The organism is Sphingobium sp. RSMS, assembly GCF_005406185.4.
Taxonomy (GTDB): domain Bacteria; phylum Pseudomonadota; class Alphaproteobacteria; order Sphingomonadales; family Sphingomonadaceae; genus Sphingobium; species Sphingobium fuliginis.
This window is the reverse complement of sequence record NZ_CM191258.1, coordinates 149,684-168,667: the sequence shown is the minus strand read 5'-3', so window position 1 is coordinate 168,667 and position 18,984 is coordinate 149,684. Positions and strand designations below refer to the sequence as shown.

17 protein-coding genes are annotated in these 18,984 nt (G+C 67.0%); 7 read left to right on the top strand and 10 right to left on the bottom strand.

Annotated features, from left to right (window positions below; genetic code table 11):
• Positions 1 to 4: 4 nt before the first annotated feature.
• Positions 5 to 1,021 (top strand): SMP-30/gluconolactonase/LRE family protein, encoded by a 1,017-nt coding sequence (locus tag EGM87_RS18945; RefSeq protein WP_137708652.1) that lies wholly within the window; start codon positions 5 to 7, stop codon positions 1,019 to 1,021.
• Positions 1,022 to 1,066: 45 nt separating this feature from the next.
• Here EGM87_RS18945 and EGM87_RS18940 read toward each other — a convergent pair whose 3' ends face one another.
• Positions 1,067 to 1,396 carry a c-type cytochrome gene (locus EGM87_RS18940; RefSeq protein ID WP_065846312.1) on the bottom strand — a complete coding sequence of 110 codons (330 nt, stop codon included), beginning with the start codon at positions 1,394 to 1,396 and terminating at the stop codon, positions 1,067 to 1,069.
• A gap of 9 nt (positions 1,397 to 1,405) precedes the next feature.
• The gene (locus tag EGM87_RS18935) at positions 1,406 to 3,331 is read right to left on the bottom strand and encodes a pyrroloquinoline quinone-dependent dehydrogenase (protein ID WP_137708653.1); all 1,926 of its coding nucleotides are present in this window, start codon (positions 3,329 to 3,331) and stop codon (positions 1,406 to 1,408) included.
• Between the two features lie 147 nt (positions 3,332 to 3,478).
• Here EGM87_RS18935 and EGM87_RS18930 point away from each other — a divergent pair, with 147 nt between their 5' ends.
• Positions 3,479 to 4,666, top strand: a complete 1,188-nt coding sequence (locus tag EGM87_RS18930; protein ID WP_025548695.1) for a CaiB/BaiF CoA transferase family protein — start codon at positions 3,479 to 3,481, stop codon at positions 4,664 to 4,666.
• Positions 4,663 to 5,445, top strand: a complete 783-nt coding sequence (locus EGM87_RS18925) for an enoyl-CoA hydratase (protein ID WP_137708654.1) — start codon at positions 4,663 to 4,665, stop codon at positions 5,443 to 5,445. Before EGM87_RS18930 ends, EGM87_RS18925 begins: the two co-directional genes overlap by 4 nt.
• A gap of 33 nt (positions 5,446 to 5,478) precedes the next feature.
• Here EGM87_RS18925 and EGM87_RS18920 read toward each other — a convergent pair whose 3' ends face one another.
• The 8 genes from EGM87_RS18920 to EGM87_RS18885 form a co-directional block, all read right to left on the bottom strand.
• Positions 5,479 to 5,955 carry a c-type cytochrome gene (locus EGM87_RS18920; protein WP_025548698.1) on the bottom strand — a complete coding sequence of 159 codons (477 nt, stop codon included), beginning with the start codon at positions 5,953 to 5,955 and terminating at the stop codon, positions 5,479 to 5,481.
• Between the two features lie 33 nt (positions 5,956 to 5,988).
• Positions 5,989 to 8,058 carry an outer membrane protein assembly factor BamB family protein gene (locus tag EGM87_RS18915; protein ID WP_137708655.1) on the bottom strand — a complete coding sequence of 690 codons (2,070 nt, stop codon included), beginning with the start codon at positions 8,056 to 8,058 and terminating at the stop codon, positions 5,989 to 5,991.
• Positions 8,059 to 8,111: 53 nt separating this feature from the next.
• Positions 8,112 to 9,596: an NAD-dependent succinate-semialdehyde dehydrogenase gene (locus EGM87_RS18910; protein ID WP_137708656.1), complete on the bottom strand. Its 1,485-nt coding sequence runs from the start codon at positions 9,594 to 9,596 to the stop codon at positions 8,112 to 8,114.
• Positions 9,597 to 9,616: 20 nt separating this feature from the next.
• A complete protein-coding gene (locus EGM87_RS18905) occupies positions 9,617 to 10,852 on the bottom strand; it encodes an iron-containing alcohol dehydrogenase (RefSeq protein WP_137708657.1) in 1,236 nt (411 codons plus the stop codon).
• Positions 10,849 to 11,247 (bottom strand): c-type cytochrome, encoded by a 399-nt coding sequence (locus EGM87_RS18900; protein ID WP_048576760.1) that lies wholly within the window; start codon positions 11,245 to 11,247, stop codon positions 10,849 to 10,851. Before EGM87_RS18900 ends, EGM87_RS18905 begins: the two co-directional genes overlap by 4 nt.
• Before the next feature lie 85 nt (positions 11,248 to 11,332).
• Complete coding sequence (locus EGM87_RS18895; protein ID WP_061939135.1) at positions 11,333 to 12,655, bottom strand: MFS transporter; 1,323 nt, start codon at positions 12,653 to 12,655, stop codon at positions 11,333 to 11,335.
• The gene (locus EGM87_RS18890) at positions 12,652 to 14,022 is read right to left on the bottom strand and encodes an amidohydrolase family protein (protein WP_048576761.1); all 1,371 of its coding nucleotides are present in this window, start codon (positions 14,020 to 14,022) and stop codon (positions 12,652 to 12,654) included. The genes EGM87_RS18895 and EGM87_RS18890 overlap by 4 nt, the downstream gene beginning before the upstream one ends.
• 160 nt (positions 14,023 to 14,182) lie before the next feature.
• Positions 14,183 to 14,908 carry a GntR family transcriptional regulator gene (locus EGM87_RS18885; protein WP_052628168.1) on the bottom strand — a complete coding sequence of 242 codons (726 nt, stop codon included), beginning with the start codon at positions 14,906 to 14,908 and terminating at the stop codon, positions 14,183 to 14,185.
• Positions 14,909 to 15,192: 284 nt separating this feature from the next.
• On the opposite strand from EGM87_RS18885, the gene EGM87_RS18880 reads away from it, so the two are divergent.
• From EGM87_RS18880 to EGM87_RS18865, 4 genes are all read left to right on the top strand, one after another.
• Positions 15,193 to 15,852 carry a hydrolase gene (locus EGM87_RS18880; protein ID WP_137708658.1) on the top strand — a complete coding sequence of 220 codons (660 nt, stop codon included), beginning with the start codon at positions 15,193 to 15,195 and terminating at the stop codon, positions 15,850 to 15,852.
• Positions 15,853 to 15,940: 88 nt separating this feature from the next.
• Positions 15,941 to 16,780 (top strand): alpha/beta fold hydrolase, encoded by an 840-nt coding sequence (locus EGM87_RS18875; protein WP_137708659.1) that lies wholly within the window; start codon positions 15,941 to 15,943, stop codon positions 16,778 to 16,780.
• A gap of 20 nt (positions 16,781 to 16,800) precedes the next feature.
• On the top strand, positions 16,801 to 17,031 hold the full coding sequence (locus EGM87_RS18870; RefSeq protein WP_025548708.1) for a DUF1427 family protein: 231 nt from the start codon (positions 16,801 to 16,803) through the stop codon (positions 17,029 to 17,031).
• A complete protein-coding gene (locus EGM87_RS18865; protein ID WP_137708660.1) occupies positions 17,028 to 18,953 on the top strand; it encodes an amidohydrolase in 1,926 nt (641 codons plus the stop codon). Before EGM87_RS18870 ends, EGM87_RS18865 begins: the two co-directional genes overlap by 4 nt.
• Positions 18,954 to 18,984 lie beyond the last annotated feature (31 nt).

Below are 18,984 nucleotides of genomic sequence, written 5' to 3'. Positions count from 1 at the left end.
AGCCATGTCATCCCGCCTTCGCGCCGCCCTGCTTGCCGCTGCGCTCTGCCCCCTGACCGCGCCATTGCTGGCGCAGGAACCCGCCGCACCGGCTGCCGCGCCATCCTTCGAGCGGCTGGACCCGGCGCTCGACGCGATCATAGCGCCGGGCACGCCGATCGAGCGGGTGGCGACCGGCTTCGGCTTTACGGAGGGGCCGCTATGGCATGAGGGCCGGCTCTGGTTCTCCGACGTCACCGGGGACAGGATGCGGGCCGTCAGCCCGGATGGAAAGGTGGAGGAACTGGTGGCCAATTCAGGCGGCCTGCCCAATCCCCCGGCGGGCGCCAGCATCGGCTCCAACGGTATGGCCCCCGCCCCCGACGGCACGGTGCTGATGACGCAGATGGGCGCTCGCCGCATCGTCAGGGTCGGCAAGGACGGCAGCCTGCAACCCTTCCTGTCGGAATATCAGGGCAAGCGGCTGAACAGCCCCAACGATCTCGTCTACGACAAGAACGGCGCGCTCTGGTTCACCGATCCGCCCTTCGGCCTGTTCAACGGCATGGACAAGGACCCGGCCAAGGAACTGCCCTTCAACGCCGTGTTCCGCTATGCCGACGGCAGGCTGACGCCGGTCATCACCGACATGACGCTGCCCAACGGCATCGGTTTCTCCCCCGATTTCAAGACCCTCTATGTCGGCAATTACGGCCCCGAAATGTATATCCGCGCCTATGATGTGCGCCCGGACGGCAGCCTGTCCGCGCCGCGCGAGCTGATCCGCTTCCCCGGCGGTCGCGGCGGTCCGGACGGGCTGAAGGTCGACACGGCCGGCAATATCTGGATGACGGGCCCGGGCGGCATCCGCATCGTCACGCCGCAGGGCAAGGTGCTGGGGCAGATCAGGCTGCCGGAAACCGCGGCCAATCTGGCCTTCGCGGAGGATGGGCACACGGTCTATATCACCGGCAGCACCAGCATCTATCGCCTGCGCAGCAAGGTGAAGGGGATGCTGCCGCTCTACGCCGGGGGTCAATGAAGGGCAGCGGGCGGCGACGCGCCGCCCGCTTGGGCCGAACCGCGTTTAACGGCCGCCCGCGCCCGGCCCGGCACCGGGCGCGGGGGCATAATTTTTCGCCAGATAGGCCGTGATCGTCTTGACCTCCTCCGGCGAGACCTCGGCCCCGCGATCGGCCATGCCCTGCACGGTCGCCGCCCATTCCGCCTCGCTCCGCCGCTTCTGGAAAACCTGCCCGGTCGTGTGGCAGAAACCGCAGCGTTCGTTGATCAGGTCCAGGCCAGGGCCGGGCGGCGGCGGCGCCACGGCTACGGTCGCAGGCGCCTGCTGGGCCAATGCCCCCGCCCCGATCAGGGGCAGGGTCAGGGCCATGATCATCAGTCCGACTTTACGCATGTCATGTCCTCAAGGAAGCGCATAGGCCACCACCTCGTCGCTGGTGGCCGGTGAAAAGGCGAAGCCCCCTGTCGCCACGACGGCGACCATCTGCCGTTTCCCCACGGCATAGGTCATCGGCGTTCCGTAGCTGGAACCGTGCAGTTCCGCCGTCCAGAGCAGCTTGCCCGTCTTCGTTTCGAACGCGCGGAAGCGCTGGTCCTTGGTCGCGCCGATGAAGGTCAGCCCGCCCGATGTCGTGAACGGCCCGCCCGCGCTGGTGATCCCCGCATCCTTGAGCGCGGGATGGCCGGTGTCGCCCAAGGGCCGGCGCCACGCCACCGTGCCCTTGGCGACATCTACGGCCACCAGTTCGCCCCATGGCGGCTTGTGACAGGGGAAGCCGGTTTCCATGTCCGCGAAATAGGCGTAGCCGCCCTTCATGCCCCAGCTTCCGTCGGGCTGCGGCTCCAACTGCTGGGGGCTGGCGAGTTCGTTGAGGTTGATGACGTAGAGGCCCAGATCGGGGTCGAACGCGCCCCCGCCCCAGTCCACGCCTCCCAGGCTGCCGGGAAAGAAATTGATCGCGCTGTCGGCGCGCAGCGGCTGGAACGGCTTGCTGGGGGTGATGTTCAGCTTCTTGACCAGCGCCTCGCACCGGGCCTTCAGCTCCGGCGTGACATCCAATATGTCCTCGGCATTATAGGACAGGCGGGTGAGCGGCGGCGGCGCGACCGGCATGGGCTGGGTCGGCCAGGGCTGCTCGCCCGGCACGTCGGTCTCCGTCGGCACCGGCACTTCGCGCACGTCGAACAGCGGCTTGCCGGTCACGCGGTCCAGGATGAACATGATCGCCGTCTTGTTCATCGCCACCAGCGCGGGCGTGACCCGCCCGCCGCGCCTGATGTCGACCAGCGTCAGCGTCGGCAGGTCAAGGTCCCAGATGTCGTGATGCACGGTCTGGAAATGCCAGAGATATTTGCCGGTCGCCGCGTCCACCGCGACCACCGAGTTGGAATAGAGATTGGCGCCCTTTCGGTCAGCGCCCCAGCGGTCGAAGGTCGGCGCGCCGACCGGCAGATAGGCGATGCCGCGCTTTTCATCGACCTGCACGAAGGTCCAGACATTGGTGCCCGATCGCGCCTTCGCGCTGTCTCCCTCCCAACTGTCCGCGCCCTTCTCCCCCGCCTGCGGGATGGTGTGGAAGGTCCAGACCAGCTTGCCCGTGCGCGCGTCCCAGGCGCGCACATCACCCGCCGCGCCCTTGACCGGCATCTCCTGCACCCGCGATCCAGTGATGACCAGGTCCTTGTAGATGGCGGGCGGGCTGCTCATGCCCAGCGGCGCGGCGCGCAGGCCGTTCATCACCTCGGGCGTCTTCATGTTGACGATCCCGGCTTCCCCGAAAGCGGCGGCAGGCTGGCCGGTCGCGGCATCGAGCGCGATCAGCTTGCCGGACCGGGTGCCGAAGAAGATGCGCGCGCCCTTCCCCCTGGCTCCGGGCCAATAGGCGACGCCGCGAGTCGAGGGCTGGTCCTTGTTCGCGAGCGTATAGGCCCAGCGTTCCTTCCCCGTGGCGGCGTCCAGCGCGACCACGCGATTATAGGGCGTGGCGAGATACATGACGCCGTCGACCACCAGCGGCGTCGCCTCCGACGCTGAGAATCCAGTGGCGAACTTGGCGCGCATGCCGTCTGGCATTGGTCCCACATCGGCGGTCACGCCGGGCGGGCGCATATGATATACCCAGGCCTGCCGCAGCGTGCCCACATTGGCGGTCGTGATCTGCCTGAGGGGCGAATGGCGCGCGCCGCCGGGATCGCGGCCATAGGCGGCCCAGTCGGCATCGGCGGATGGCGCCGCCGTGGCTGCGCCGTGCAAAGCGCCGGCGGCAACGGAAATCAGGGAAGCCAGCGCGATGGACCGGCGGAACGAAGATGTGATTTTCAACGACATGCCTCTCCTGAAGGCGGGGTTTGACCTTTGGTCGACAAGCCCGGTTGTTCTTTTGTCAGGGGAATGCTAGCAGAGGGTCAAATCATATACAATATGATCTGTGACCGAAAATCGGCGCCCCCATATGGCGCATAAGGGAGAAGGAATATGGCGACGCTGCCATTGGCGGGCATCAGGGTACTCGACATTTCGCAGGTCATGGCAGGCCCGTTCTGCTGCATGCTGCTGGGCGACATGGGCGCCGACGTCATCAAGATCGAACCGCCGGTCACGGGCGATTCGACCCGGCATTCGATGGGCTTCCGCCTGAAGGGGGAAGACAGCCCCGGTTTCCTCGCGCTCAACCGCAACAAGCGCAGCATCGCCCTCAACCTGAAGGACGATGCCGATCGCGAAGTGCTCTATGCGCTGGTGAAGAGCGCCGACGTGCTGGTGGAAAATGCCCGGCCCGGCGTCGCGGCGCGGCTGGGCATCGACTATGACACGCTGGCGAAGATCAATCCGCGCCTCGTCTACGCCAGCATTTCCGGCTTCGGCCAGACCGGCCCATGGGCGCAGCGCCCCGGCTTCGACCTGATCGCGCAGGCCATGTCGGGGATTTTGAGCTCCAACGGCTTTCCCGGCATGGAACCGGCGAAGAACAGCATCGCCGTGGCCGATCTGGGCGCCGGTCTTTTCTCGGCCTATGCCATCCTCTCCGCCATTATCGGCCGGGAAAAGAGTGGGCAGGGCCAATATATCGACGCCTCCCTGCTGGAAGCGGCGCTGGGCCTTTCGATCTGGGAGACGACGGAGCTTTGGGGCACGGGCAAGTCGCCCACGCCCATCGGTTCGGCGAACCGCATGTCCGCCCCCTATCAGGCGATGCAGGCGTCGGACGGCTGGTTCGTCATCGGCGCGGCCAATCAGGGACTGTGGCTGACCTTCCTCGACGTCCTCGGGCGTCCGGAGCTTCAGGACGATCCGCGCTATTCCAGCAACGCCGCCCGCGTCGTCAACCGGCTCGCGCTGATCGATGATCTTGCGCCCACCTTCCTCACCCGCACGCGGCAGGAATGGATCGACGCCCTGCTGGCGGCGGGCGTTCCCGCCGCGCCGATCCTCGATTATGGCGAGGCGGTGACCAGCGAACAGGCCGTCGCGCGGGAGATGGTGATGCAGGTGCCCCATCCGGTGGAGGGCGAATTCAAGGCGCTGGGCTTCCCGGTGAAGATGCGGGGCACGCCGCAGGAGGTCCGCCTGCCCCCGCCGCTGCTCAACGAACATAGCGACCTGATCCGGCAGGAACTGGTGGAAAAGGGCCTGCTCGCCCCGCAGCGGGAAGCCGCGAAATGAGCGAGGCGCGCCTCATTTACGAGAAGCGGGGCAATCAGGCCCATATCCGCTTCGACAATCCCGCCGCCCATAATGCGCTGACCGGCGCGATGTGGCACGACCTGCGCGACGCGGCGCGGGACATAGCGGCCGACCCCTCCATCCGCGTCGCGGTGTTCCGCGGCGTCGGGGGGAAGGCGTTCATATCCGGCACCGACATTTCCAAATTCGCGGATTATACGACCGGCCGGCAGGGCGTCGATTATGAGCGCGACATCGACGAATGCATGGGCGCGGTCGACGCCATCCCCTGCACCACCATCGCGGTCGTGGAGGGTTGGGCCGTGGGCGGCGGCATCAACATCTCCTCCGCCTGCGATTTCCGGATCGCGACCCGCGATGCGCGCTTCGGCTCTCCCATTGGCCGCACCATAGGCAACTGCCTCTCCGCCGCCAGCATCGCTCGGATCGGCGCGGCGGTCGGCGTGCAACGGGCGAAGCGCATGGTGCTGCTGGGCGAGATGCTGACGGCGGAGGAGCTGCTCGCCAGCGGTTTCCTGCTGCGGATCGTGGAGCGGGAGACGCTGGATGCGGAGGCCGACGCGCTGGCGCGGCGGGCCGCCGAAAATGCGCCGCTCACCACCCGCGCGACGAAGGAGACGATCCGGCGCATGGCCTTCGGAGCTTTGCCCGATGTCGAGGATCTGATTGCGGAAGTCTATGGCAGCGCCGATTTCCGGCAGGGCGTGTCCGATTTCCTGGCGCGCACGAAGAAAGTGCCGGACTGGACCGGCGCCTGATGGGGAAGCGGGCGGCGGGACGCCGCCCCGCCCTCATTTACCGCATTTGCATTCCGGCGCGGGCTTGGCCGGTTCGGGCCTTTGCGCCACGATCCTGACATTGGGCATCAGCGCCGCATTGGGCGGCAGCGCCAGGTCGCCGGCGGGAAAGCCGTTGGCTTCGAACATATAGGCTTCGATGTCCGCGACCTTCCGCCCGCCCAGGCTGCCCGGCGCGTTGAGCGGCATGGTCGTCTGGATGCGCGCGAACAGATCGCCGGCGGACGTGTTGTTCCAGTTGTTGAGGAAGGTCGGCCCGACCAGAGCGGGCGCGACATCGATCCCGGCGAGCGTTTCGCCATGGCAGGCCGCGCAATTCTCCGCATAGGCGGCCTTGCCGCGCTCGGCCTGATCCTTCGTATAGACCCCGGTCCAGACATGGCGCTCGGGCGCCTGCGCGCGCGTCACGACCGCGCCGCCCGCAAGCAGCAGCGCGCCCGCCAGCCAATATCCCCGCGTCACCTTGCCCATCGAGCCACTCCCGCCATTAAGCCACTCCTGCCATCAAGCCATTCCTGGAAGTCGGAACGCCACCAGTTCGGCGCTGTAATTGCCGCCGCCAATGGCGACGACGATATATTGGCGGTTGTTCAGCATATAGGTCATGGGCGATCCGCTCTGCGGCGCGGGCATGTAGACCGCGCCCTTCTCCTCGCCCGTGGCCTTGTCATAGGCGCGCAGCATCGCGCCCCTGATGCCATATTCATTGGTGTAGAAGCCCGCCTCGCCGCAGATCACCAGGCTCTTGGTGCACAGAGGCCCCAGATTGCCTGCCCGGCCGGTGCGGGGAATCTTCAGGCCCTTGAGCGCCGGGTGGTTGCGGACATTGTCCGGCGTCTCGCCATGGGCGACCTGCCATTTGAGGTCGCCCTTGCCCAGGTCGATGGCGGTGATGCGGCCATAGGGGGGCTTGAGCAGCGGCAGGCCCTGCACAGTCAGGAAACCGGGCGGCGGCCCCGAACCGGGCTTCGCCGCCGGGGGCCGCATGAAGGGCGTCGGCGCCGCCGCGCCCATCGCCACCTGCGGTCGCACTTCGGACCCGGCAATGCCGTGCACATGCGGAAATTCGGAGACGCTGGGGTCTTCGTTCGGGATGATGCCGATCACGGAGGGCTGGGTCTTCGAATAGACGAAGACGGTATGGCTTTCCGGATCGTAGCAGCCGCCCGGCCAGTTGGTCCCGCCCTGGATGCCGGGCGCGGATATGGTGCCCCAGCGGCCGGGCTTGCTGACCACGGGCGGCGTGTAGAGCGGCCCGATCTTGTACTGCTTCACCAGTTCCACCGCCTGCGCGCGCAGTTCCGGCGTGAAGTCGATGAGGTCGTCGATGCCGACGCCCTGCACGTCATAGGCGGGGGGCTTGGTCGGGAATGGCTGGGTCTTGGCATACCATTCGCCCGGCACGTCGCCCGCCTCCACCGGCCGCTCGAAAATGGGCCAGATCGGCTGGCCGTTGGTGCGGTCCAGCACATAGAGGAAGCACTGCTTGGTCGGCTGCGCCAGCGCCTTCACCGTCCTGCCGTTCACCGGAATGTCGCACAGGATCGGCGCGCAGGGGATGTCCCGGTCCCACAGGCCGTGATGGACGAGCTGATAATGCCAGCGCCGCACGCCCGTCTCCAGGTCCAGCGCGACCAGCGACTCCCCGAACAGGGCGTTGCCGCGCCGGAACATGCCCATCTCGTCGCCGGTGGGCAGCTCCACCGGCACATAGACCAGCCCCAGTTCCTCGTCGGCGGACATTTCCGCCCAGACGCCGCCATTGCCGGCTTCGTCGGCGTCGCCGTTCAGCCAGCTGTCATAGCCATATTCGCCCTTTTTCGGGATGGTGTGGAATATCCACTTGCGCTTGCCGGTGCGCACGTCGAAGCCGCGCACATAGCCCTTCACATTCTTGCGCACCGCCGGCACGTCGCCCGCCGTATGCGCCGCGCCCACCACCACCGTGTCGCGGGCGACGAGCGGCGTCGCGTGCAGCCCGACATCGGCGGTTTCCGGATCGATCTCCTGATCGAAATCCTTCTTGAGGTCGACCACGCCGTTCACGCCAAAGGCCGGATCGGGGATGCCGGTCGCCGCATCCAGCGAGACGAGCTGATAGCCGATGGTTACGAACAGGATGCGCTCCTGCTTGCCGTCGGTCCAATAGGAGCAACCATGGCCCGAAAGCTGGCGCGGGGAATTGAGCGCGCGCTGCCCCTCGTCCTTGCGGAACATCCAGAGCAGTTCGCCCGTCGCCGCGTCGATGCAGACGCAGTCGCGGCGCGACCCGGCGGTCAGGAACAGCCGCCCCTTGACCAGCAGCGGCGTCGGTTCGAACTGATATTCCTTGCGCGCCCCCAATATGTCCGTCTTGAAGCTCCAGGCCACCTGAAGATCGCTGAAATTATCGGCGTTGATCTGGTCGAGCGGCGAATAGCGCGTATTGGCCTGGTCGGCGGCATAATGGCGCCATTCGGTGTCCGGCCCGCCGGGCAGATCCTGCGCCATGGCGCGCCGCATCGGGGCCGTGCCGATGCTTGCGGCGACGGCGACCGTCCCGCCCAACAGCCTGCGTCGGGTCATCTTGAACATCGCGCTTTCGGCCCCTTCCCTCTCTCTTTTCCGTGCCGTCGACCGGCTGCGGCTTACCAGCTCACCGCGATATATTTCGCCTCGCAATATTCGAGCAGGCCGTGATGTCCGCCCTCTCGCCCGAGGCCGCTCTGCTTGACGCCGCCGAAGGGCGCCGCGGCGTCCGACACCAGGCCGCGATTGACCGCCACCATGCCGGCCTCGATCCGCTCGGCCAGTTGCAGCCCCCGCTTGAGGTCGGCGGTATAGACATAGGCGGCAAGGCCATATTCGGTCGCATTGGCCAGCGCCACCGCCTCCGCCGGATCGTCGAACGGGATCACCGCCGCGACCGGGCCGAACACTTCCGTCGTCAATATCTCCGACCCCGGCTGGACGTTCGCGATCACCGAGGGCGGGTAGAAGAAGCCCGCGCCCTCCGGCGTCCTGCCGCCCAGCCTGACCTCCGCGCCGCGCGCCACGGCATCCGCCACCAGATGCTCGATCTTGTCGATCGCCTGCCGGTTGATCATCGCGCCGCACTGGGTCGCGCTCTCCAGGCCGGGGCCCATCTTCATCGCGCCCATGCGCTCTGCCAGCTTCGCGACGAAGGCGTCATGGATGCCGCGCTGGACATAGAAGCGGTTGGCCGCCGTGCACGCTTCCCCCGCATTGCGCATCTTGGCGACCATCGCACCCTCGATCGCCTCTTCGATGTCGGCATCGTCCAGCACCAGGAAGGGCGCGTTGCCGCCCAGTTCCATGGAGGAGCTGATGACCTGGTCCGCCGCCTGGCGCAGCAGGATGCGGCCGACCTCGGTCGATCCGGTGAAGGACAGCTTGCGCACGCGCGGGTCGTGCAGGATGCCGCTGCACAGCGGGCCCGGATCGCTGCTGTTGACGACATTGACCACGCCCGCGGGCACGCCCGCCCGGCGCATGATCTCCGCCACGGCGAGCGCCGTCAGCGGCGTTTCCTCGGCCGGTTTCAGGATGCAGGTGCATCCCGCCGCCAGCGCCGGGGCGATCTTGCGCGTCGCCATCGCCGCCGGGAAGTTCCAGGGCGTGATCAGCAGGGCGATGCCGATGGGCTGATATTGCACCATAATGCGGTTCGCGCCGGAGGGCGAGACGGCCAGCTCCCCGTTGATGCGCACCGCTTCCTCCGCATACCAGCGGAAGAATTCGGCGGCATAGGCCACCTCCCCCCGCGCGTCGGGCAGCGCCTTGCCATTTTCCAGCGATATGAGCTGCGCCAGCCATTCCTGCTCCGCCATCATCGCATGGAAGCAGGCGAGCAATATGTCGGCGCGCTTGCGCGGCGGGGTCGCGGCCCAGTCCGCCGCTGCTGCTGCGGCGGCGTCGACAGCGGCGATGCCCTCGGCCGGGCTTGCGTCCGCGACGGAGGTCAACACCGCCTCCGTCGCGGGATTGAGGATGTCGATGCGCTTGCCGCTGGCGGCGGGCACCCATGCCTCCCCGATCAGCAAGTCGGTCGGGATGGCGAAGGGACCGGCATGGCCGTCGGTCGTCGTGCAGCTATAGCTTTGCGTCGTCATGGGAAACCTTGTTCGAGAAGTCAGGCGGACTTGAGCGCCGCCCGCTCGCCGGAAAAGGCGGCGCGGGTGATGCTCTGCATAGCCGGGAGATCGAGGGGACGGGGATTGTTCTTGACCAGCCGGGCGGCGTTCAGGGCGTTTTCCGCCACGAAGTCCTGCTGGTCGGCCTTCAGCCCCAGCGCCGCGAGCGAGGGTGGAATGTTGACGCGGCCAAGCAGGTCCGCGACCGCATCGATGAACGCCTGCGACATGTCCCCTTCCGCCGCATCGGACAGCCCCACCGTCCGCGCCAGTTCGGCGAAGGCGGGGGCGCAGAAGGGCCGGTTGAACTGCATGACATAGGGCAGCAGCGTCGCCACCCCGTCGCCATGCGCGGTGTGCGTCAGGTTGCCGACCGGATATTGCAGCGCATGCGCCGCCGCCGTACCCGCCGTACCGAAGGCGCAGCCCGCCGCCAGCGCCGCCAGCATCAGCCCTTCGCGCGCTTCCATGTCGCTGCCGTCGCGATAGGCCCGCTCCAGGAAGCGGAAGATGTTGTCGACCGCCAGCCGCGCGAAATGATCCGACAGCAGGTTCTTGCCCACGAACACATGATCCTGCGTCAGCATCGGGTCGGCGGGGCGCGCCAGCGTCGTATAGGCCTCCACCGCATGGGTCAGCGCATCGGCGCCGGAACAGGCGGTCAGGGCGGGCGGGCAGGTGGCGGTCAGTTCCGGATCGCAGATCGCCACCAGCGGGATCAGATGCGGGCTGGCGATGCCGACCTTCACCCCGCGCTCGTCGTCGGACACCACCGCGACCGGCGTCACTTCCGATCCGGTGCCCGCCGTCGTCGGCATGGCGATCAGCGGCATGACCGGGCCGGGCACGGCGAATTCGCCATAATAGGACCGGATGTCGCCGCCATGGGTCAGCAGCACGGCGACGACCTTGGCCATGTCCATCGAACTGCCGCCGCCAATGCCGACCACCAGATCGGGGGCGGAGCCGCGCATCTCCTCGACACAGGCGTTGATCGATCCGATCGGCAGGTCGGGGATCGTCCGGTCGAAGACCCGGACCTCCAGCCCATGGGCCTGGAGGTCCGTGACCATGGCGTGGAATTCAGGCTGGGCGGCCTGCCGTTCGTCGGTGCAGAGCAGGGCGCGCTTGCCCAGCTTGCCGGCGGCGGAGCCGAGCGCGTGGCGCTGCCCGCGTCCGAACAGGACGGAGCGGGGCAGGCGGAGCGCGCCGAAGGCGGGAGGGACGTCGCTCACTTCTTGCCACCATCCGCGCCATATTGTTTCAGATAGGCGATGATGTCGGCGCGATCCTGCGCGGCGGCCATGCCGGGGAAGATCATCTTGGTGCCCGGAACCAGCTTCGACGGACCTTGCAGCAGCTTGTCGATGCTGGCCTCGTCCCATCTGATGCCCGACGCCTTCATCGCGGGCGAATAGCCATAGCCGCCTTGACTGCCCGCCACGCGGCCGACGACGCCGTTCAGCGAAGGCCCCATGGAGCGCGCCGGGTTCGGCCCGACCTTGTGACACGCGGCGCAGCGCGCGAAAAGCTGCTGCCCATGCGCGGCATTTCCCTTCGGCGCGGGGGCGGCGACCGCCGTGCCGGCGATGACCGCGCCGATGCCCACAGCGAATATCCAAGTCTTCACCTAAACAACCTCCTGTCGTGCGCGCCATGCGCGCGATGTCCGAACCGAAGCGCCGGGGCGCTGCGGATGATTTCCGGCGATGGCATCACGCCTGGGCCCCCTGCCCGTCACGCAGCTTGCGCGAGGCGTCGATGCGCAGGAACAGCGCCGCCGCGATCAGGCAGAGGACGGAGAGGACCGCGAAGGCGGCGAACCAGCCGCTCATGCTGACGATATAGCCGGTGACCGCCGCCGCGACCGCCGCGCCGCTGTTGCCGAGCGTGTTCATGACCGCCGATACCGAGCCCGCATATTCGCCGCCAATGTCGAGCGTCACCGCCCAGGATACGCCGACCGTCAACTCCAGCCCGAACAGCGCGATGCAGAAGCAGAGGATGCTCGCCACATGCCCGTCCATGGCGGCCGCCAGCGGGATCATCGCTGCGGCCGTCAGGAAGCCGACCACCGCGACCGAGCGGCGCGCCATCTTCAACCCCGCGCCGCGCTTCACCAACAGGTCGGACGCCCATCCGCCCATCAGGTCGCCCACCACGCCCGCCATCAGCGGCAGGCTGGCGAACAGGCCCATCATGGCGATGTCGAACCCGCGCGCATCGTGCAGATATTTGGGGAACCAGGTCAGGAAGATGTTGATGCAATAGGCGTAGCAGAAATACATGGCCGACAGCACCCAGAGCTGCGAATTGGCCAGCAGGTGCCGCCATGGCACGCTCACCCGCGCCCGGCCCGCGCCCAGCGCGCCCTCGATCATCGCCAGTTCGGCGCTGTTGACCGAAGGATGCTCGCGCGGCGTGTCGCGATAGTAGAAGAACCACAGGGCCGCCCAGCCGATGCCGACCAGCGCGAAGGCCATGAAGGGCATGCGCCAGCCGAACTGGACGATGAGCAGCGCGACGAACACCGGCGTCACCGCCCCGCCCAGCCGCGCCCCCGCATGGGTGAGGCCCTGCGCCCAGCCCCGTTCCGACGGCAGCATCCAGCGCGAGAGCGACCGGGTGGCGATGGGAAAGGCCCCCGCCTCCCCCATGCCGAAGAGGAAGCGGCACACCATCATCGACCCCGCCGACCAGGTCAGCGCCGTCGCGGCGGTGAAGGTCGACCACCAGAGCACCACGCCGGTCAGCGCCCGGCGCGGCCCGAACCGGTCGCCCAGCCAGCCCCCCGGAATCTGGAACAGCGCATAGGCGATGGAGAAGGACGCGAAGATCCAGCCCATCGTCACCGGCGAGAAGCCATATTCCTTCTCGATCACCGGGGCCGCCGTGGCGATCACGACGCGATCCATATAGGTGATGAGATAGGCGAGCACCGTCAGCCAGAGCACGACATGGCGCGCCCGCGTCGGGCGCGCCGCCCCGGCTCCGGCGGCCGCGTCGCGCGGTTCTGCGACGCTTGCCTCGCCGGTCACGGGCGGGGCCCGCAGGCATCGGCCGCGCGGCCGGTGCAGGTCTGCCAGATGGTCGGCACCTTGTTGCCGGCGATATAGACGGCGTCGATGGCGCGGGTGTTGCGGATGTCCGCCGTGGGATCGCGGTCCAGCACCAGCAGGTCGGCCCATTTGCCCGGCGCGACGGTGCCGATGTCCCTGGCGCCCATGAACTCCGCATTGGCGCTGGTCGCGGCCGTGATCGCCTGCATCGGCGTCACCCCGGCCTTCACCATCAGTTCCAGTTCCCAATGCGCGAAATAGCCGGGGAAGCGCGCCGTCGGGCCGCTGTCCGTGCCCATGCCGTAGCGGATGCCCGCCTTCGCCTCCCGCGCGAAATTGTCCATCGCATATTGCAGCGTCGGCGCATATTTGGGGAAATTGGGCGCCGCGCCCAGCTTCGCCGCCCGCTCCGGACTGGCCAGTTCCTTCAGCACGGCGGGCGTCACCCCCCGCGCGAAGAAGGGATCGTCCAGGAAGGGCAGCGTCCTGTAGGTGAAGGACGCCTCCCGGCTCAGCGTCGCCGCCATCTGCCACACGCCCTTCGCCTTCATCTGGCCGAGCAGCGCGTCGTCCACGGCGCGGTCGCGCACGGAATGGGCGAAGGCGTCCACCCCTTCCCGCGTCAGTTCGGCGGCGTTGGAATAATAGAAGATGTGGGCGACGGTCTTCTTCCCGTCCTTGTGCGCCTGGTCGATCACGGCGCTGCTGATCCGGGGCGGCATGCGTTCCTCCAGCATGCCGAATTCGTCGTCGACCCACAGCTTGATGAGGTCTGCGCCCTTGGACGCCTCCTTGTCCACCATCGCCCGCGCCTCTTCCGGCGTGGCGACCGACTGGTCGAGGCCGGGGACGCCGCCATAGCTGCCCTTGAAGACCACGCCCTGCCCGACGGTATAGACCCGCGACATCGCCGTGGGCCCCTTGCGCCTCTGCTGGATCGGGAAGATCAGGTCCTTCTCCGTCCCCAGCGTCTGGACGGTGGTGACGCCATAGGCGGCGTAGATGCGAAGCTGCTTCTCGATATTCTCAGCCGTCTGATATTGCAGGTTCTGGGTGATGCCGTCGACCAGCCCCAGATGGACATGGCTGTCGATCAGGCCGGGCATCAGATATTTGCCCTTCAGCCTTTCGACCTTCGCCCCGGCCGGCGCCTTCAGCTTCGCGGACGGCCCGACCCAGTCGATCCGCCCATCCGTCATGACCAGCGCCTGGTTCGCCGCCGGCGCCTTGCCGGTGCCGTCGATCAGCGTGAAGTCGCGCAGCACCCTGGTTTCGGCCAGCGCCGCCGCCGGAAGTCCGGCAAGCATCGCGACCGTCAGGCTGACAAGTGAAAAACCGGCTTTCATGGCTGACCGCATTACCCATCCTCTCCAGGATCTATTTCATATCCTATATGATCCTGTGCGCCCGTGGTAGGTGGTTGCCGCGGGCCCGTCAAGGGGCTTTCCCACGTCGTTGAACGTTCGGCCGACACGTGATGCCTCCCCCCATCCGGGGGTTGCGCGATCAGCGTCGAGACGTGCCGTTCGCCCGGTCCATCCGCTGTTGCGAACAGGTGAGATGGTCGCGCACCGACTGCTCGGCCGCGACGGGATCATGCGCCAGCAAGGCGGCGATGATCGCCTGATGCTCCCGCGCCGCCACTTCGGGCGCATTGGGCTGGGCGCTGTTCTGGTAGAGCGATCGGAAGATCTGGAGATGGGCGTGCAGCCGCTCGATCGTCTCCTCGATCAGGCGGTTCCCGCTGCCCTTCGCGATCAGCCGGTGGAGCTGCGCATCCGCCTCCGCGAAACGGGCATAGGCCTGCTCGTCGCGCTCGACCACGGCGTCCATGTCGGCCTGGATCGACTGCAGGACGGAAAGCGTCTCATCGTCGATCTGCTCGGCTGCCCGGGCGGCGGCATAGGGTTCGATCAGCAGGCGCAGCGTATAAAGGTCGTGCACCTCCTCCGGCGTCATCTGCGGGCTGGCGCGGTAGCCGACATTGGTGGTCTTGTAGACCAGCTTCTCCGCCTCCAGCTGGCTCAGCGCCTCGCGAATCGGCGTCTGCGAGATGCCGAGCTGGCGCGCGACGGTATCGATGGGAATGCGTTCCCCCGGCGCGATCTTCACCGTCATCAGCATGGAGAGAAGATGCTCATAGGCACGCTCCACCAGCGTCGGTCCGGAGGCGGCGCGTGCCGGGGAACCAAGGGCGCCCGCGGGCTGTGACATGTTGTGAAGGTCGGACATGGAGGCCGCTTATAAGGTCAGATGCGGAACATATAGGATATTTTCGTCGCAATGGCGATGGCGATCTTGCAGGAGACAGGGCTGGCGCGACGATCCGTAACCGTCCTGCTACAATGAAGGTGCAATATCGATTATGCTCCATTAGGCCAGCCGACCGCTTCGGCTTTTCCAGAATTTGGAACGAATAGGTAGAATTTATACGCCTGTTTCGCAGAAGCGAGGGAAAGTAGACCGACATCAGCCCGAACGACGGGCCCCTGCACTTTCAAGGAAGGAGACCCGCCATGTCGATCACCGCCATTCCCACCCCCGCCGATGCGCTGCTGTCGCCCGACGACCACGCCCTGATCCTGATCGACTTCCAGTCGCAGATGGCCTTCGCCACCAAGTCGATCGCGCCCGAAATATTGCGCAACAATGCCGCCCTGGTCTCCAATGCCGCGGCCGGATTCCACGTCCCCACCATCCTCACCACCGTTGCGGAGAAGAGCTTTTCCGGCCCGATGTTCAGCGAGATCGCCGACGCCTTTGGCGACCAGCCGATGATCGACCGCACCAGCATGAACAGTTGGGAAGACGCCGCCGTGATCGAGGAGGTGAACCGCATCGGCAAGGACCGCCTGGTCATCGCCGGACTGTGGACCAGCGTCTGCATCGTCGGCCCGGTGCTCTCCGCGCTCGAACAGGGTTTCGAGGTCTATGTCATCACCGACGCCAGCGGCGACATTTCCGAGGAAGCCCATGACCGCGCCGTGGAACGCTTGATCCAGGCGGGCGCGCGCCCGATCACGGCGCTGCAATATCTGCTCGAACTGCAACGCGACTGGGCGCGCGCCGAAACCTATGCGCTTACCACCGGCATCGCCCGCCAATGGGGCGGCGCCTATGGACTGGGCATCACTTATGCCAGCACCATGTTCGGCGCCTCCGAAGGCGGCCACTGATCCCCCCTCCCCACAGCCGGGCCGCCCTTTTGGCCCGGCTGCCCCTTCTCCCGCACCCCCCAAGCCAGAGCGATGAAAGGATTTCCCGATGAGCAATTTCGTCACCACCCCGGACGGCGTCGACATCTTCTACAAGGATTGGGGCAGCAAGGACGCCCAGCCGATCATGTTCCATCATGGCTGGCCGCTTTCCGCCGACGACTGGGACACGCAGATGCTGTTCTTCCTTGCCCAGGGCTATCGCGTCATCGCGCATGACCGGCGTGGCCATGGCCGCTCGCAACAGGTCGATTCCGGCCATGACATGGCCCATTATGCCGCCGACGCGGCCGCCGTGGCCCGGCATCTCGATCTGCGCGACGCCATCCACATCGGCCATTCGACCGGCGGCGGCGAAGTGGCCGCCTATGTCGCCCGTCACGGCCTACCCGAAGGGCGCGTCGCCAGGGCGGTGCTGGTCAGCGCCGTGCCGCCGATCATGGTGAAGACGGACCGCTGTCCCGGCGGCCTGCCGATCGATGTGTTCGACGGGCTGCGCGCGGGCCTTGCCGCCAACCGCGCGCAATTCTTCCATGAGGTTGCGGCCGGCCCCTTCTACGGCTTCAACCGCGAAGGGGCGGAGGTGAAGCCCGCCGTCGTCGACAATTGGTGGCGGCAGGGGATGATGGGCAGCGCGCTCGCCCATTATGAAGGGATCAAGGCCTTTTCCGAAACCGACCAGACCGACGATCTGAAGGCGATCACCGTCCCCACGCTCGTCCTGCACGGCGACGACGATCAGGTCGTGCCCTACAGGAATGCAGGCCTGCTCCAGGCCGAAATCCTGCCCAACGCCACGCTGAAAATCTATGAGGGCTATTCGCACGGCATGCTGACGGTGAACGCCGATGTCCTCAACGCCGACATTCTGGCGTTCATCAAGGCCTGACGCAGCGAAGGAACGGACCCATGAAAGCCTATATATTCTCGCTGGGCGCCGGGCTGCTGGTCGGCATCGTCTACAGCCTGCTCGGGGTCCGTTCCCCAGCCCCGCCGGTCATCGCGCTGGTCGGGCTGGCAGGCATCCTCGCCGGCGAACGGGTCGTGCCGGTCGCCGGCAGCCTGTTGCGCGGCAAGCCTTTCACCCCCGCGCAACAAAGCGCCGCCGCCCTGCCGCCAAAGCCGGAGCAGGAGCAGTGATCACCCGCCGCCGGGCGCTTGCCGGCGCCGGCGCCACCACCCTGTTCACCGCCACGGAAAGCTTCGCCATGACCGCCAGGGACGTCATCATCATCAATGCCAGGGTCACGACGCTGGACCGGGAAAATCCGGTCGCGCAGGCCGTGGCGATCCGCGACGGCACATTCCTGTCCGTCGGCGGCGAAGACGAAGTCCGCGCCGCCGCCTCCCCCGATGCGCAGGTCATCGACGCCGGGGGCCGCCGCCTCATCCCCGGCCTGATCGACAGCCACATCCATGTCATCCGGGGCGGCCTCAACTATAATATGGAATTGCGCTGGGAAGGCGTTCCGACATTGGCCGACGCCATGGCGATGCTGAAGCGCCAGGCGGAAATCACGCCGCCGCCGCAATGGGTGCGCGTCGTCGGCGGCTTCACCGAGCATCAGTTCGCGGAAAAGCGCCTGCCGACCCTTGAAGAGATCAACGCCGCGGCGCCCGACACGCCGGTCTTCATCCTCCATCTCTATGACCGCGCGTTGCTGAACGCGGCGGCGCTGCGGGCGGTGGGCTATGCGAAGGATACGCCCAACCCGCCCGGCGGCGAGATCGTCCGCGACGCGCAGGGCAATCCGACCGGCCTTTTGCTGGCGCAGCCCAATGCGACCATCCTCTACGCGACGCTGGCGAAGGGCCCGAAGCTGCCGCCCGAATATCAGCTCAATTCGACCCGGCATTTCATGCGGGAACTGAATTCGCTGGGCGTCACCAGCGTGATAGACGCAGGCGGCGGCTCGCAAAACTATCCCGACGATTATGAGATCGTCGAGAAGCTGCACAGGGACGGCGATCTCACCCTGCGCATCGCCTATAATCTCTTCACCCAGAAACCGAAGGAGGAGCTCAGGGACTTCGCCAACTGGTCGACGAAGATCAGGCCCGGCGACGGCGACGACAGCTACCGCCACAACGGCGCGGGCGAGATGCTGGTCTATTCGGCCGCGGATTTCGAGGATTTCCGCGTCGCCCGCCCGGACATGCCGCCGGAAATGGAAGGCGATCTGGAACCTGTCATCCGCCTGCTGGCCGAACGCCGCTGGCCCTGGCGCCTGCACGCCACCTACGACCAGACCATCGGCCGCGCGCTCGACGTGTTCGAGAAGGTGAACAGGGATATTCCGCTGCAGGGCCTCAACTGGTTCTTCGACCATGCCGAAACGATCAGCGACCGCAATATAGACCGGATCGCGGCGCTGGGCGGCGGCATCGCCGTGCAGCACCGCATGGCGTTCCAGGGCGAATATTTCGTGGACCGCTACGGCGCGAAAGCCGCAGAGGCCACGCCGCCGATCAAGCGCATGATGGCGGCGGGCCTGCCGGTCGGCGCGGGCACCGACGCGACCCGCGTCGCCAGCTACAATCCCTGGGTGTCGCTGTCCTGGCTGGTGACGTCGAAGACGGTCGGCGGGCTGGCGCTTTATCCGGTGCGCAACCGGCTGGACCGCGAGACGGCGTTACGGCTGTGGACGGAGAAGAACACATGGTTTTCCAATGAAGTCGGCAAGAAGGGGCAGATCAAGGCCGGGCAACTGGCCGACCTGGCGCTGCTGTCCGACGATTATTTCACCGTGCCGGAGGATGAGATCGCCCATCTGCGGTCGGTGCTGACCGTGCTGGGCGGCAGGATCGTCTATGGCGAGGGCGATTATGGCCCGCTTGCCCCGGCCGCGCCCAAAGCGATGCCCGACTGGTCGCCGGTCGCGACCTTCGGCGGCCATTACCGGAAGGATGCGACGGCCAGGAAGATGGCGTCGGCCTGCGGTTGCCATTCCGCCTGCGCCGTCCACGGTCATGACCATGCAGCGGCGCTGGGCGCATCGGTTCCCGCCGCCGATGTCCAGAGCTTCTGGGGCGCGCTCGGCTGCGGCTGCTGGGCAGTGTGATTTCGCCTGCCGACCGGATAAACGCGCCCAG

Bases quoted from the DNA above. Each gene is read 5' to 3' on its own strand.
- EGM87_RS18925 (WP_137708654.1), top strand. From the start codon at position 4,663: ATGAGCGAGGCGCGCCTCATTTACGAGAAGCGGGGCAATCAGGCCCAT.
- EGM87_RS18875 (WP_137708659.1), top strand. From the start codon at position 15,941: ATGAGCAATTTCGTCACCACCCCGGACGGCGTCGACATCTTCTACAAG.
- EGM87_RS18935 (WP_137708653.1), bottom strand. From the start codon at position 3,331: ATGTCGTTGAAAATCACATCTTCGTTCCGCCGGTCCATCGCGCTGGCT.
- EGM87_RS18930 (WP_025548695.1), top strand. From the start codon at position 3,479: ATGGCGACGCTGCCATTGGCGGGCATCAGGGTACTCGACATTTCGCAG.
- EGM87_RS18885 (WP_052628168.1), bottom strand. From the start codon at position 14,908: ATGTCCGACCTTCACAACATGTCACAGCCCGCGGGCGCCCTTGGTTCC.
- EGM87_RS18945 (WP_137708652.1), top strand. From the start codon at position 5: ATGTCATCCCGCCTTCGCGCCGCCCTGCTTGCCGCTGCGCTCTGCCCC.
- EGM87_RS18880 (WP_137708658.1), top strand. From the start codon at position 15,193: ATGTCGATCACCGCCATTCCCACCCCCGCCGATGCGCTGCTGTCGCCC.
- EGM87_RS18910 (WP_137708656.1), bottom strand. From the start codon at position 9,596: ATGACGACGCAAAGCTATAGCTGCACGACGACCGACGGCCATGCCGGT.
- EGM87_RS18915 (WP_137708655.1), bottom strand. From the start codon at position 8,058: ATGTTCAAGATGACCCGACGCAGGCTGTTGGGCGGGACGGTCGCCGTC.
- EGM87_RS18940 (WP_065846312.1), bottom strand. From the start codon at position 1,396: ATGCGTAAAGTCGGACTGATGATCATGGCCCTGACCCTGCCCCTGATC.
- EGM87_RS18890 (WP_048576761.1), bottom strand. From the start codon at position 14,022: ATGAAAGCCGGTTTTTCACTTGTCAGCCTGACGGTCGCGATGCTTGCC.
- EGM87_RS18920 (WP_025548698.1), bottom strand. From the start codon at position 5,955: ATGGGCAAGGTGACGCGGGGATATTGGCTGGCGGGCGCGCTGCTGCTT.
- EGM87_RS18870 (WP_025548708.1), top strand. From the start codon at position 16,801: ATGAAAGCCTATATATTCTCGCTGGGCGCCGGGCTGCTGGTCGGCATC.